Consider the following 13,449-nt stretch of genomic DNA (forward strand, 5'->3'; position numbering starts at 1 on the left):
CGGCCGCCGTGCTCACAGGGCCCGGATCAGGTCCTGGGCCAGGCCCTCGTCCCGTATCCGCCGGTCCACGTACACCACGGACAGGACGAGCTGCGGGTAGAGCAGGACCACCAGCTCGGCGAGGAACAGCAACGCGACGGCGAGGAGCGGCAACAGGACGAGCGCCGAGTGGGCGAGGGAGTCGCCGTCCGGCGACGCGGTCACGGCTCCGAACACCGTGATCAGTCCCACCAGCTCCAGCACCACGTTGATGACCGACGCGGCCAGCCCCGCGCACATCCCCGCCACCGCCACCAGGCCGAACGTCCGCCACCAGTTGCCCCGCACCAGCGTCCGCGAGCGGCGCAGCGCCGCCGACGGGCCGGCCGACTCCGCGACCGCCACCACCGGGGCGAGGCACAGCCGCACGCTGACCCAGAGCACCAGCGGGGTGGCCGCGAGCATCAGCAGATAACTCAGGGCGAGCGCCGTGCCGTCGGGATGGTCGAACGACGAGAAGGCCCCGAGTGAGAGCGCCGCCACGGCGAACACCGCGAGCGGGATCAGGCCGAGGACCCCCACGACGAGATTCACCGGGAACGACCGTCGGGCGCCGCGCAGCGATGTGCGGAGCAGGGCGCGGTACGTCGTGCGCCGGCCCAGCGTTCCGTCCTGCACGGCGGTCGCGCACGCGGCGAGGATGACGGACTGCGCCGCCATCAGGGCGAGCAGTCCGAGGACGCCGAGCAGCACCGCGCAGACGACGGCCGGGGCGGTGACGGCCGCGTCCCCGCCTCCGTCGAGGCCGTCGGCCAGCGCGTCCGCCTGCGTGGCGAACACCGCCACCGTCGCGGTGATCACGATCGCGCCGAGCAGCAGCGCCGAGCCGAACGCCGTCACGAGGACCCCGGCGAGCTGCTTCCCGTAGCGGCCGAAGGTGGCGAGGCCACCGCCCAGCACCTGCCCGAAGTTCAGCGGCGCCAGGGGTATGGTCCCCGGCTTCGGCGGCGCGTAGGCGCCCCAGGCGCCGTATCCGGGCATGCCGTACCCCCCGGGACCACCGGGTCCGGGTCCGTATCCCGCAGGCCCCGCGCCGCCCGGTCCGTGTCCGCCAGGACCGGGCCCCGCGCGGCCTGGCCCGTCCCCGCCCGCACCCGCTTCCGTCGGCCCGCCCGGTTCCTGTCCGCCGGGTCCGTACCCACCTGTGTGCGCCATCGCGCGCCCCCCGATGCTCGAATAGCGCACAACGTAGCCGGTGGGGCGGCCTGTTGTGGGTCCGGGGGGGAGGGACGGGACCGTGTGTACGGTCGTACGCATCTCTGTGTACGCTCGTACACATGGGATACACGCTGCTCGCCGGGGCCATCGCGGCGGAGATAGCCGCCACCACCGCGATGAAGTACAGCGAGGGCTTCACCCGGCTCTGGCCCTCGGTGATCACCCTCTGCGGGTACGTGCTCTCCTACGCCCTGCTCTCACAGACGCTCAAGACCCTGTCGGTCGGCACCGCGTACGCGATCTGGGCCGGTGCGGGCACGGCCGTCATCGCCGTGATCGGCATGCTGTTCCTGCACGAGCCGGTGAGTCCGGTTCGGCTGGCGGGCATCGTCCTGGTTATCGTCGGTGTCGTGGTCCTCAACCTCGGCGGAAGCCATCCATGACGCGCCGCTACGACCCCGACCGGCGGCAGCGGATCATCGACGCCGCGATCCGGGTCGTCGGGCGGTCCGGGATCGCCGGGCTCAGCCACCGCACGGTCGCGGCCGAGGCCGATGTGCCGCTCGGCTCCACCACGTACCACTTCGCCTCCCTCGACGAGCTGTTGACCGCGGCGCTGCGCCAGGCCAATGAGGGCTTCGCGGCCCTGATCAGGGACGGCGGACTGCTCGCGGAGCCCGGCGCGGACGTGGCGGCCGTGCTGGCCCGGCTCACCGGCCAGTGGCTCGCCGGGGACCGTACCGGTGTCGAGCTGGAGTACGAGCTGTACCTCGCGGCCCTGCGCAGGCCCGCGTTGAGGCCCGTCGCCGCCGAGTGGACCGACGCCGTGGCCGAGATCCTCTCCGCGCGCACCGACCCCACGACGGCCCGCGCCCTCGTCGCGCTGCTGGACGGCATCTGCCTCCAAGTGCTGCTGACCGGCGGGGAGTACGACCAGGAGTACGCGCGGGAGATGCTCGCGCGCGTGCTGCGCCCGCCGGCCGCTGCCGGCGACGGGTAGGTTGTCCGCGTGAACACCCCCGTACCGCCCGATCCGCAGCCGGGCTCCGAGCCGCCCCCGGCGGACGGGAGCGGACCGGAGATCACCTACGCGGAGTGCCGCCAGTGCGGGACCCTCATCGCGGGGCTCGACGGCCGCTACAGCTGCGGCGTCTGCGGCTGGGTCAACCACCACTCGGAGGGCCACCGGCCCCTGCCGCGTGCCGAGGACGACAGGTACCGCACGCGCGGCGGGGACGCCAACCGGCTGGGCTGACGCCACCGCCACCGGGCAGAGCCCCACCGTGGCCGTCACCGCGCGCACCGATCCCACGACGGCCCGGGGCCGTCGTCCCGTGCGGGGCGGTTCGCTCCGGGGGAGCGGGTGCGGATAGGTTTTCGGTATGACCGATACGACCTCAGGCCCCACCGGCGCGGCCGCCGCCGGCCTCGCCACCGTCGCCGCCGACGGCACCGTACTCGACACCTGGTTCCCCGCTCCCGAGCTCGTGAGCGAGCCCGGCCCCGCGGGTACCGAACGCCTCTCCGCCGAGCGGGCCGCCGGCCTGCTCGGCGAGGCGGCGGGGCGCGCCGTCGGTCCCGACCCGCGCCGCGGTGTCGAGGTCGTCGCCGTCCGTACGGTCATCTCCTCGCTGGACGAGAAGCCGATCGACGCGCACGACGCCTACCTGCGCCTGCACCTGCTCAGCCACCGCCTCGTACAGCCCCACGGCCAGAGCCTCGACGGCATCTTCGGCCTGCTCGCCAACGTCGCCTGGACCTCGCTCGGCCCGGTCGCGGTGGACACGCTGGAGACCGTGCGGCTCAACGCGCGCGCCGAGGGCCTGCACCTCCAGGTGGTGTCCGTCGACAAGTTCCCGCGCATGACGGACTACGTGGCGCCCAAGGGCGTGCGGATCGCGGACGCCGACCGGGTCAGGCTCGGGGCGTACCTCGCGGCCGGCACGACCGTGATGCACGAGGGCTTCGTCAACTTCAACGCGGGCACGCTCGGCACGTCGATGGTCGAGGGCCGGATCTCGCAGGGCGTCGTGCTCGGCGACGGCTCCGACATCGGCGGCGGCGCCTCCACCATGGGCACCCTGTCCGGTGGCGGCAAGGAGCGCATCGTGATCGGCGAGCGCTGCCTGATCGGCGCGGAGGCCGGTGTCGGTATCGCGCTCGGCGACGAGTGCGTGGTCGAGGCGGGCCTGTACGTCACGGCCGGGACCCGTGTCACGCTGCCCGACGGCCAGGTCGTCAAGGCGCGCGAGCTGTCCGGCGCGGGCAACATCCTCTTCCGCCGCAACTCCGAGACGGGCCGCGTCGAGGCGCGCCCCAACAACGCGGTCTGGGACGGCCTCAACGACGTCCTGCACGCCCACAACTGACGACGTCCCGCACGCCCACAGCTGACGGATCGGCGGGGGTGACGGCCGGGCCGGGCGCCACCCCCGCCGAGCAGGCACGGTGGAGGCCCCGGTTCACGGGGCCTCCACCCGCCCGGTGTCACGGCCGCAGGCGCAGCACCTGCGGGTCGTGGTCACTGTCCTGCTGGGCGAACTCCGCGTTGATGTGCACGCTGTCGTACTGGAAGTCGGTGATCGAGGGCGTGGTCAGGATGTGGTCCAGCGTCTGGGTGTTGCCGTTGTAGACGTACGTGTAGCGCTCCGGCACCGGCAGCGAGTCGATGTCGTCGTTGAGCACGCCGCCCTGTGTCAGGGCGGCGAGGGCGCCGGAGAACTGGAAGTCGTTGAGGTCGCCGAGGACCACGACCTCCGCGTTCTTCTTGACCTTGCGGATGTCCTTGACGAAGGAGTTGACGGCCTGGGCCTGCTCCAGGCGCTGCGGCTCCGAGGAGCGGGTCCCGGGCTGGTGCTGCGAGGTCAGCGACTCGTCGCCGCCCTTCGAGATGAAGTGGTTGGAGACCAGGAACACCGTCTTGCCCTGGAAGGTGAACTCCCCGGCGAGCGGCTTGCGGCTGTCCTGCCAGGCCGGGTTCGCCGGGTCGATCCGGCCCGGCGACAGGGTCAGGTCCGGCCCGTTCTTGCCCGACACGACCTGCGTGCCCGTGGTGGCGTCCGCCGTACCGCGGTCCACGAACGAGACGCGGTCGGGGTTGTAGAGGAAGACGTTGCGGATGTTGCCGCCCGGCTCGCCGCCGTCCTCGTCGTTCGAAGGGTCCACCGAGCGCCACGCGTACGTGGGGCCGCCGGCCGCGGCGATCGCGTCGATGAACTTCTGCACGGTCTCGGTCGCGGAGACGGTGCCGTCGTCCTTCGCGCCGTTGTTGTCCTGGATCTCCTCCAGCGACAGGATGTCGGGCGAGGAGAGGTTCGTGACGACGGCGGACGCCAGCGAGTCGAACTTCGACTGCGGGTCCGTCGGGGCGAGGTTCTCCACGTTGTACGTGGCGACGGCGAGCTGGTCCTTCTTCTGCTTCGCGGTCACCTCCCGCGCCAGGCCCTTGTCGACGACCGTGCCCAGCCGGCCCGCGACGATGGTGTAGCCGCCGAACTGGTTGAAGTCGAGCGGGCCTTCGGTGGTGCCCTTGAGCTGGTCGCCCACGTTGGCCGTCGGGAAGGCCTGGTCGGTGGTGGACGCCTGCTGCTGGATCTGGACGCGGCCCGTGTTCTGCTCGTCGTAGGAGCCGTAGACCGTGCCGCCGCGGCGGTCGGCGTTCTCCGACGGCTTGACCGTCACCCACAGCTCGTCGAACGCGTCGGTGGCGCCCACGACCCGCGTGTTCGCGACGCTGACGTTCATGCCCTCCAGCGACTCGTAGTAGTCGAGCGCGTAGGCCTTCGGCTTCAGCTTCAGGCCGTTGATGGAATCGCCGGTCGCGGCCGTGCCGGCCGGCGCGTAGGCGGCGGGCACGGACTTCGCGGTGATCTTCACGGCGGCGGGCAGCGGGTTACCGGAGGAGACGACCGTCACCTTCGCGTTCGAGGAGGTCAGCTCGGTCTCCGACTGCTCGCCGGTCGCGGCGCCGCCCGGGACGAACTCGCTGACGGTGCCGGCGACCTTGACGCTGTCCCCGGTCTTCACCGTCGGCGCGGAACCGGTGTAGACGAACAGGCCCTCGCTGGTGGCGGGGTCGTTGTCCGGCTGCGGGTCCTGGTACCAGAAGCCCTTGGAACTGCCGTACGCGCGCACCCCGGTGACGATGCCGGGCACGTCCGCGACGGGCGAGCCGACGAGCGGCGAGATCCGCGTCGTGCCCTGGATGCCGTGGATCCGGACGTCGGCGGCGGACGCCGGACCAGCGGTCACGATCAGACCGCCCGCGAGGGCGAGTGCCACGAGGGCCGGGACGGCGGCCGTTCTCGGCAGGGAAGAAGGCATCAGGGTCTCCGCAACTGGAAGGCGATGGAGGAAGCGGTGGGGCTGGACATCTACGCGCGTCAATCTCCGCTCTGACCCCATAACGTGTCAAGAGTGCCTGGATGTACGGGGGTTGTCGGCCGGATGAACCAGTGGGCAGGCCGCGGACGAGACCCGCGCGAGACCCCGCCGGGGGTGCCCCGATCGCAGGGACACACGGCAGGCGCACGGGCGTACGCCGGTGCCGCGAGGGCCGGGTCCGGCGCGTGCGTTCGTCGGCGCGACGCACGGTTACGCTGGGGGCGGCGTCCGCCGAAGGCCGTAGCGCGCAGCCGTCCACCGAGGAGTGAACCGTCAGATGTCCGTGCCCGCAGACCGCATGACCCTGCCGCCGGTGCGGCTGCCCTCGGAGGCCGAACTCGCGCGGGACGCGCTGGCTGCCCCCCTGATCGCGCGCGCGGTGCGGCTCGCCCGCTGGGCCGGGCCGAAGACCCGGGTGGACGCGGGCGGCGAGCTCGCGGCGGACGAGCTCACGGCCGCCGCGGAGGTCATCGGCCTCGGCGGCGACGCCGGCGGCGCCGAGGGCGAGGCCGAGGAGTACGCGGCCGAGGCGTGGCGCGTCGCGCTCGAAACCGGCCTCGTGGAGGTGGCCCCGTTCGACGAGGGCGTCCCGGACGAGGACTTCGCCGAGGGCGACGACAGCGCCGACGCGGTGCGGGCGGGCTGCGTCTCCCCGGGCGAGCAGCTGAAACTGGTGACCGCCGGGGGTCCCCAGGAGATCCTGGCCCTCTGGCTGGACATGCTCGACGTGGTCCTGGCCGACGCGGCCGCGCCCGTCCTCGACTCGTCGTCGCCGGCCTTCGGTGAGGACGGACAGCTCGACTTCGACGCGTTGGAGTGGGACCCGGAGACGGAACTGGAGTTCTTGGACACCGTCCTCGGGAACCTGTACCAGCTGACCGTCAGGGACGACAGCACCGAGGAGCCGGGCGCGCCGGTCCCGCTGCCCGCGCTCGCGGCGTCGGTGATCGTGCCGGACGACATGGAGGAGCCGACGGACGACATCCTGGAGCAGGTCTCCGAGGCGATGATCCGCCTCGACGACCAGTTCCGGGTGCTGGAACCGGTCGGCCTCGTCGCCTACACGCCGGTCGACGAAGCCCTCATGGCGGACGTGGAGGAGCCCGACGACACTCCCCTGAGCGAGGACGACGTGTCCCGCTACGGCCTCGTCACGCTGACCCCGCTGGGCCTGTACGGGCTCAGGACCCGGCTGGTGGAGGCGGGTGTCGACGCGCCGCTCGTCGGCGGCCTCGCGGAGCGCGACGCGCGCGGCCTGCTCGACGGCATCGCCCACTATCCCGAGCGCTCCGCGCGCGAGGAGACGGAGCGGTGGCTCGTGACGCGGGCGGCCGGCGAGGCGGCGTCCGCACTGCTGGACGCCGCGCGCGGCGCCGACGCGGGAGCCCCGCTGCGCCGCCTCAACTGCCAGCAGGCGCTCGCCCTGATCGGCTCTCCCGCCGAGCCCGCGGTGCGCGGCGTGCTCGACGACCCCGAACTCGGCGGTCTGGCGCGTGTCTGGCTCGCCGAACTGGGCACGGGCAGCCCGGTGCCGCCGCCGTCGGCGGACATGGTGTTCTGGCTGACGGTCGACACGATCGCGGCCCAACTGGACGCGGAGGGCGAACCCGACGAACTCCAGGAACTCGTGGAGGGCCTGGTCGGCCGGCACGCGGGCTTCTTCGACGAGGCGTGGCGGGTGAACCACCCGGCGACGGCGGAGGTGCTGGAGGCGATCGGCAGGCTGCACCCCGACCGCTCGCTGGCCAAGGACGCCCGGAAGGCCGCGTTTCGCGCGAGGTCGCGCGGCGAGGCGTAGCCGGCGGGCCGCCCCGGGCCGTGGCTCCGGCGGCCGTGGCCCCGGCCGCCGACGGCCCGGCCGCCGGGAGCGGGGCCGAGCCGGGGTTCGCCTTGGGTACGGGCTCCGGGTACGGGCCGCCAGGCGCCCCGTACGGCTTCCGGGGTGGCCGGGCGCGGGGCCCCGTCGCCAGGTACGGCCCCAAGCGGCGCGTACGGGCCCCTCTCCACGGACGGGCGGGCCACCGCCCCGGCGCGGACCACCGCGCGGGAGGGCACCGTCCGCGCGGCGCGACGGCCCCGGCCACCGCCGGTGCTCAGATCGCGCGCAGGGCCTCACGTACCGTCGCCAGGTCCTCGTCACAGGCCAGGCCCGCGTGGTAGAGCCGCAGTTCCGTGGCGCCCAGGGCGCTCGCGCGTGCCGCGTCGTCCGCGAGGGTGCCGGGGCTGCCGCCCATGCCGGAGACCACCGGGAAGTTGGCGGCGATCACGCCCGCGCCCGCCCGCGCGAACGGTTCGAGCATGCCTTCGGGGCCCGCCGCGCACGGCACGACGACACCGTCGGCGACCTTCGCGATGTGCGCCGGGTCCACCCCGGTGTTCGCGCCGGTGCGGTGCGCCTGCGGGTCCGCGTGCAGCAGGATGCGGAAACCGCTGGGCGCCGCCGCGCGCACCGCCGCCACCACCCGTTCCTGGAAGGCGCGGGCCACCCGCCCGCGCCACGCCATCGTGCGGCGCCGCACGTCCGCGGCGGCGTCCGGGGTGCCGCGGCCCTCCAGCACCGCGCGCACCTCCTCGGGGCCCACGCCGTCCCCGTACGCCGCGTAGCCCTCGCGGCAGACCGCGCAGAAGCAGACGGACATCAGGTACTGCTCGGCGTCCCCGGCCGCGAAGCCGGCGATCTTGTCGTGGGCGTGCAGGTGGGCGAGCCCGTACCAGCCGCAGGACTCCAGTTCGGTGCCGAGCGCGCCGGGGCGCACGGCCGCCTCCACCGCCAGGTCGCTCAGCAGGTCGGCGACCTCGGGCCGGGCGATGCAGGGCGCCCACGGGTAGCGGTCCCCGTAGGCGTTGACGACCGATGTGTCCGGATGCTCGGCGCCGAGCCGGGAGTTGTGCGCGAGCACCACCCAGCTGTGCACGTCGAGGCCCGCGTCCGTGAGGGCCGCCGCGGCGTCGCCGAACGCGTCGCCCGGCGCCCAGGCGCCCGCCTCGTGGGGCCGCAGGTCCCGGCCCGCCCAGCGCCGGGCCGACGGCGGGTACAGCACCGCCGCGTACTCCGCCGTGACGATGCGCCGGTGCGGGTGGCGGGGGGTCACCGCGCGCGTGGAGTGGTACGCGGACGCCAGCGTGACCTGCTGGACGCCGAGGCCGGCGACGCGGCCGGGAGCCGCCGCGTCGCCGCGTACGTCCCAGGGGTAGAGGAAGGCGGATGCCCTCATGCTTCCTCTCCCGCCGTGCCCGTGCCGGGTGCGCCGCCGGCGCTCTCCGCGAGCAGCGCGTAGCCCCGCTCGATGATCTCGGTGAGCTCCTTGACGTGCGCGGGCGCGGGTTCGCTCAGCGGGCTGCGGACCTCGCCGACGGCCAGGCCCCGCATCCGCACGCCCGCCTTCACCAGGGACACCGCGTAGCCGCGGCCCTTGGCGCGCAGTTCGACGAGCGGGCGGTAGAAGACGTCGATGAGCCGGTTCGCCGCTTCGTCGTCGCCGGTGTTCAGCGCCCGGTGGAACGCGACGGCGATCTCCGGCGCGAAGCAGAACACGGCCGACGAGTACAGGGTGATGCCGATGCCCCGGTAGGCGAGCCCGGTCAGTTCGGCCGTCGGCAGGCCGTTGAAGTACAGGAAGTCGCGGTCCGGTTCCGCCGTGCGCACCGCGCTGAGGATGCGCTGCATCAGGTCGAGGTCGCCGACGCCGTCCTTGAGGCCGACGATGTTGGGCGTGCGGGCCAGTTCGACGACCGTCTCGGGCGTGAAGACCGCGTTGTCGCGCTGGTAGACGATCACCGGCAGCGGGGTGGCGGCGGCGAGCGCCGCGTAGTGCGCCAGCAGACCCTCCTGGTCGGCGAGAACGAGGTAGGGCGGCATGGCGAGCAGCCCGTCCGCACCGGCCTCCTGCGCGATGCGCGCGAACCGCACCGCGAGGGCGGTGCCGTAGCCGGCGCCCGCGACGACGGGGACGCGGCCCGCGGTGGCCTCGACGGCGGCGGCCACGTACGCGCCGAACTCCTCGGGGGTCAGGGCGTGGAACTCGCCGGTCCCGCAGCAGGCGAAAACGGCCGCGGCACCCGCCTCGACGCCTGCGGCGACGTGTTCGCGGTAGGTGGTCAGGTCGGGTCCGCCGTCGGGGCCGTACGCGGTGACGGGGAAGAACAGCGGCCCCTCCCCGCGGGTGAGGCGGTCGGTGAGCGGGGCGGCTGAGGTCACGGGTGCTCCCTGGCTGCTTCTGTGCACGTCTGTGATCGGTGTCTATATTTCTGAACAGTTCCCACGCTAATGGGCCCCGTCGGCTCCGGTCAAGCTCAGAACAGGGCAACTCCGCACGGGCGGACCGCCCCGCCGGAGAACGATCGGCCCTCGTCCGGAGCCCCGCCGGCGCCACGGCGGAACGGTTCTTCCGGTGGCTGGAGCGCCCCGCCACGATATTCCCGAGCGCCCACGGCGGGAACACGGCCCCACGGCGCGCCGACCGATCCGACGAGGGCGCCGCGGGGTTCCGCGCCCCCGTTGCGGGCGGGTGCGAGGCTGTCCCCGGGTGCCGCGAACGGGTCGCGCGGGGTGCGGCGTCCGGCGTCTTCCCGCGGCGTGCGTCGCGCACTTGACGCCCCCGCCGGCGCCTCCCTAGGTTGAGTGGACCGACTCAATCACGCATATGAACGACGTCTACGGAGCTGAGTGCCCGCCATGCCCGCACCTCGTACCGTCCTGCTCACCGGCGCGGCCGGCGGCCTCGGCACCCTGATGCGCGGGCTGCTGCCCGCGTACGGATACGACCTCCGCCTCTTCGACGCCGTCCCCGTCGAGGGCGAGCCGTACGCGATCACCGCGGACCTGGCCGACACCGACGCGCTGCGCGAGGCCGTACGCGGCGTGGACGCCGTCCTGCACCTCGCGGGCATCTCGCTCGAATCCACCTTCGAGAAGATCCTGAACGCCAACATCGTGGGCACGCACAACCTGTACGAGGCGGCGCGCGCGGAAGGGGTCGCGCGGATCGTCAACGCGTCGAGCAACCACGCCGTCGGCCGCACACCGAGGCCGGCCGACGGCGAACCCCTCGTGCCGGTCGCCACCCCGCACCGCCCCGACACCTTCTACGGGCTGTCCAAATGCTTCGGCGAGGACCTGGCACAGCTCTACTGGGACAAGCACCGCATGCAGACCGTCTCGGTGCGGATCGGGTCCTGCTTCGAGGAGCCCACCACCGTACGGATGCTCTCCCTGTGGATGAGCCCCGCCGACGGCGCTCGCCTGTTCCACGCGGCCCTCACCGCCGAGGGTGTCGGCCACACCGTGGTCTACGGCTCGTCGGCCAACACCCGCCTGTGGTGGGACCTTTCTCCGGCGCGCGCCCTCGGCTACGCGCCGCAGGACGACTCGGAGCCGTTCGCGGCGAAGCTGATCGCCGAGCAGGGCGAGCTGGAGCCGGACAACCCGGACCACGCGGCGATCGGCGGGCAGTGGGTGTCCAGCCCGCCGTTGTGGCCCCGCTGACCTGCGCCGGGACCCCTGCCGGGGCGACTCGCACGGGAATGGGGGACGGGGCCGTTGGGCCGGTCGGGTGGGCGGTACGGACGGGGCGTGGGTAAGGGAACGGCAAAGCCGGGCCGCTCGTTACGCCTGGCATGACTGCTATGACCCCGGGCTCGAACCTTCCGCTCCCGACCGCCCGAGTGACGGTGGACGTCGCGGCGCCCGTGCGCCTGGACGTGTCTGCGCTGTTGCTGACGGCCGCCGGCAAGGTCCGCTCCGACGACGACTTCATCTTCTACAACCAGCCGGCGGGTCCCGGCGTCACCCACCGCTCGGGCGGCGGCTCCGCGCCCGACGCGATCGTCGTCGACACGGCGGGCGTACCCGACGGCATCGAGAAGATCGTCGTCACGGCGAGTCCGGACGCGGCGGGCGCGACGTTCCGGGGTACCGAGCCCACGGCGACGGTGCGGGGCACCGACGACGGCTCGGTCCTCGCGACGTTCACGCCGCCGAGCCTCGGCTCCGAGACCGCGCTCGTGATCGTGGAGCTCTACCTGCGCGGCGGCGCGTGGAAGGTCCGCGCCGTCGGACAGGGGTACGCGGACGGGCTGGCCGGTATCGCCACGGACTTCGGCGTCTCGGTGGAGGAACCTGCCGTCCCCGCCGCACCCGCCGCGCCGCCCGCCGCCGCTCAGGCAGCCGCGCCGCCCGCCCCGGCGCCGAGCGCCCCCCCGGGTCCGCCGTCCGCGCCGTCGCCGTCCTCCTGGCCCACGGCCGCGCCCGCCCCGGCTTCGCCGCCCCCGCCGCCCGCCCCGCCGACTCCGTCGTACGCACCGAGCGCGCAGGACACGGGCGGCTTCGGCGCCGCGACACCGCCGCCGCCCGCGGCGGCTCCGGCAGCGGCCGCCCCGGCCGCCGGCGGGAAGATCAACCTCGACAAGGGGCGCGTCAGTCTCCAGAAGAACCAGACGGTCTCGCTCGTCAAGGGCGGCCGCCCGCTGCTGTCCCGCGTGAAGATGGGCCTCGGCTGGGAGCCCGCGTTCCGCGGCAAGGACATCGACCTGGACGCGTCGGTCATCGCGTACGGCCCGGACCGGCGCCACATCGACAGCTGCTACTTCGGCAAGCTGAGCATCCTCGACGGCGCGGTCAAGCACTCGGGTGACAACCTCACGGGCGAGGGCGCGGGCGACGACGAGGTCATCGTCGTCGACCTCGGCCGGGTGCCGGCCGAGGCGACGGGCCTGGTGTTCACCGTCAACTCCTTCTCGGGACAGAAGTTCACCGAGGTCGCCAAGGCGTACTGCCGCCTGATCGACGCCGCGACGGACGAGGAACTCGTCCGCTTCGACCTGACCAACGCCGAGGCGGAGACGGGGGTCATGATGGCCAAACTGGTTCGGCAGTTCTCGGGAGAGTGGGAGATGACCGCGATGGGCGAGTTCGCGAAGTCCCGTACGGTGCGCGGCATGGTCAAGCCGGCCGCGAAGGCGCTGTGACGGCGGCCGGGCGCGGCGTCCTCGTCACGGGCGCGTCGCGGGGCCTCGGCCGGGCGGTCGCCGCGGCCTTCGCCGGGCGCGGCGACCGGGTGGCGGTGCACTACGGCACCCGCGAGGAGGACGCGCGCGCGACGCTCGCGTCGCTGCCGGGCGAGGGGCACGTCCTCGTCGGCGGCGACGTGTCGGACCCGGCGGGCGCGGCCCGCGTCGCGGACGCGGCCGACGAGGGTCTCGGCGGTGTGGACGTCCTCGTCAACAACGCGGCCGTCAACGACGCGCATCCGCCGCTCACGACGTCGTACGAGGAGTTCGCCGAGCACTGGCAGCGCCATGTCGCGGTGAACCTCAACGCGCCCGCGCTGCTCGGCCACCGCGTCGCCGGACGCATGGTGGAGCGCGGCGTACGCGGCCGGATCGTCAACGTCGGCTCGCGCGGCGCCTTCCGAGGCGAGCCCGACTACCCGGCCTACGGCGCCTCCAAGGCGGGGCTGCACGCGCTCGGCCAGTCGCTGGCTGTGGCGCTCGCGCCGCACGGCATCGCCGTGGCGTCGGTGGCGCCCGGGTTCATCGGCACGGAGCGGGTCGCCCACCGGCTGAGTGGCGCCGAGGGTGAGGCGATCCGCGCCCAGAGCCCGTTCGGCCGGGTCGCGACGGCCGAGGAGATCGCGGCGGCCGTGCTGTGGCTGGCCTCGGACGAGGCGGAGTGGGCGTCCGGCTCGGTGCTCGACCTCAACGGCGCCTCGTACCTGCGGACCTGACCGGCGCGGGCCGGAGCAGGCCTGACCTGACCGGCGCGGCCTGAGCAGGGCCGTCCGCGCGCCGGCCCCGGAGGCGGGGTCCTCCGGGGCCGGCGCGGGTCAGGGAGCGGTGTCCGCCCTCAGCGGCGCGGTGTTCGCGCGACCG

12 protein-coding genes are annotated in these 13,449 nt (G+C 73.9%); 8 read left to right on the top strand and 4 right to left on the bottom strand.

What is annotated here, in order from left to right:
* Positions 1 to 12: 12 nt before the first annotated feature.
* Positions 13 to 1,020, bottom strand: coding sequence for a hypothetical protein (locus tag OG310_RS26900; RefSeq protein ID WP_329458441.1), 1,008 nt, complete (start codon positions 1,018 to 1,020; stop codon positions 13 to 15).
* Between the two features lie 296 nt (positions 1,021 to 1,316).
* On the opposite strand from OG310_RS26900, the gene OG310_RS26905 reads away from it, so the two are divergent.
* The 4 genes from OG310_RS26905 (at position 1,317) to dapD (ending at position 3,566) form a co-directional block, all read left to right on the top strand.
* Positions 1,317 to 1,640, top strand: a complete 324-nt coding sequence (locus OG310_RS26905; protein WP_329458442.1) for a DMT family transporter — start codon at positions 1,317 to 1,319, stop codon at positions 1,638 to 1,640.
* Positions 1,637 to 2,197: a TetR/AcrR family transcriptional regulator gene (locus tag OG310_RS26910; protein WP_329458443.1), complete on the top strand. Its 561-nt coding sequence runs from the start codon at positions 1,637 to 1,639 to the stop codon at positions 2,195 to 2,197. The genes OG310_RS26905 and OG310_RS26910 overlap by 4 nt, the downstream gene beginning before the upstream one ends.
* Before the next feature lie 9 nt (positions 2,198 to 2,206).
* Positions 2,207 to 2,452 (top strand): hypothetical protein, encoded by a 246-nt coding sequence (locus OG310_RS26915; RefSeq protein WP_329460538.1) that lies wholly within the window; start codon positions 2,207 to 2,209, stop codon positions 2,450 to 2,452.
* 127 nt (positions 2,453 to 2,579) lie between these two features.
* The gene (gene dapD / locus OG310_RS26920; RefSeq protein WP_329458444.1) at positions 2,580 to 3,566 is read left to right on the top strand and encodes a 2,3,4,5-tetrahydropyridine-2,6-dicarboxylate N-succinyltransferase; all 987 of its coding nucleotides are present in this window, start codon (positions 2,580 to 2,582) and stop codon (positions 3,564 to 3,566) included.
* Between the two features lie 118 nt (positions 3,567 to 3,684).
* On the opposite strand, the gene OG310_RS26925 is transcribed toward dapD, so the two are convergent.
* Complete coding sequence (locus OG310_RS26925) at positions 3,685 to 5,520, bottom strand: endonuclease/exonuclease/phosphatase family protein (protein ID WP_329458445.1); 1,836 nt, start codon at positions 5,518 to 5,520, stop codon at positions 3,685 to 3,687.
* A 343-nt stretch (positions 5,521 to 5,863) separates the two neighbouring features.
* Between OG310_RS26925 and OG310_RS26930 the strand changes: the two genes are divergently transcribed.
* A complete protein-coding gene (locus OG310_RS26930) occupies positions 5,864 to 7,378 on the top strand; it encodes a hypothetical protein (RefSeq protein WP_329460402.1) in 1,515 nt (504 codons plus the stop codon).
* Between the two features lie 295 nt (positions 7,379 to 7,673).
* Here OG310_RS26930 and OG310_RS26935 read toward each other — a convergent pair whose 3' ends face one another.
* Both OG310_RS26935 and OG310_RS26940 read right to left on the bottom strand, forming a co-directional pair.
* A complete protein-coding gene (locus tag OG310_RS26935; protein WP_329458446.1) occupies positions 7,674 to 8,795 on the bottom strand; it encodes a hypothetical protein in 1,122 nt (373 codons plus the stop codon).
* Positions 8,792 to 9,778, bottom strand: coding sequence for a 5-dehydro-4-deoxyglucarate dehydratase (locus OG310_RS26940; protein ID WP_329458447.1), 987 nt, complete (start codon positions 9,776 to 9,778; stop codon positions 8,792 to 8,794). Before OG310_RS26940 ends, OG310_RS26935 begins: the two co-directional genes overlap by 4 nt.
* 477 nt (positions 9,779 to 10,255) lie before the next feature.
* Between OG310_RS26940 and OG310_RS26945 the strand changes: the two genes are divergently transcribed.
* The 3 genes from OG310_RS26945 (at position 10,256) to OG310_RS26955 (ending at position 13,304) form a co-directional block, all read left to right on the top strand.
* On the top strand, positions 10,256 to 11,065 hold the full coding sequence (locus OG310_RS26945) for an NAD-dependent epimerase/dehydratase family protein (protein WP_329458448.1): 810 nt from the start codon (positions 10,256 to 10,258) through the stop codon (positions 11,063 to 11,065).
* A 140-nt stretch (positions 11,066 to 11,205) separates the two neighbouring features.
* On the top strand, positions 11,206 to 12,546 hold the full coding sequence (locus tag OG310_RS26950) for a TerD family protein (protein WP_329460403.1): 1,341 nt from the start codon (positions 11,206 to 11,208) through the stop codon (positions 12,544 to 12,546).
* On the top strand, positions 12,543 to 13,304 hold the full coding sequence (locus OG310_RS26955) for an SDR family NAD(P)-dependent oxidoreductase (RefSeq protein ID WP_329458449.1): 762 nt from the start codon (positions 12,543 to 12,545) through the stop codon (positions 13,302 to 13,304). The genes OG310_RS26950 and OG310_RS26955 overlap by 4 nt, the downstream gene beginning before the upstream one ends.
* Positions 13,305 to 13,449 lie beyond the last annotated feature (145 nt).

It is taken from the genome of Streptomyces sp. NBC_01497, from assembly GCF_036250695.1.
Taxonomy (GTDB): Bacteria; Actinomycetota; Actinomycetes; order Streptomycetales; family Streptomycetaceae; genus Streptomyces.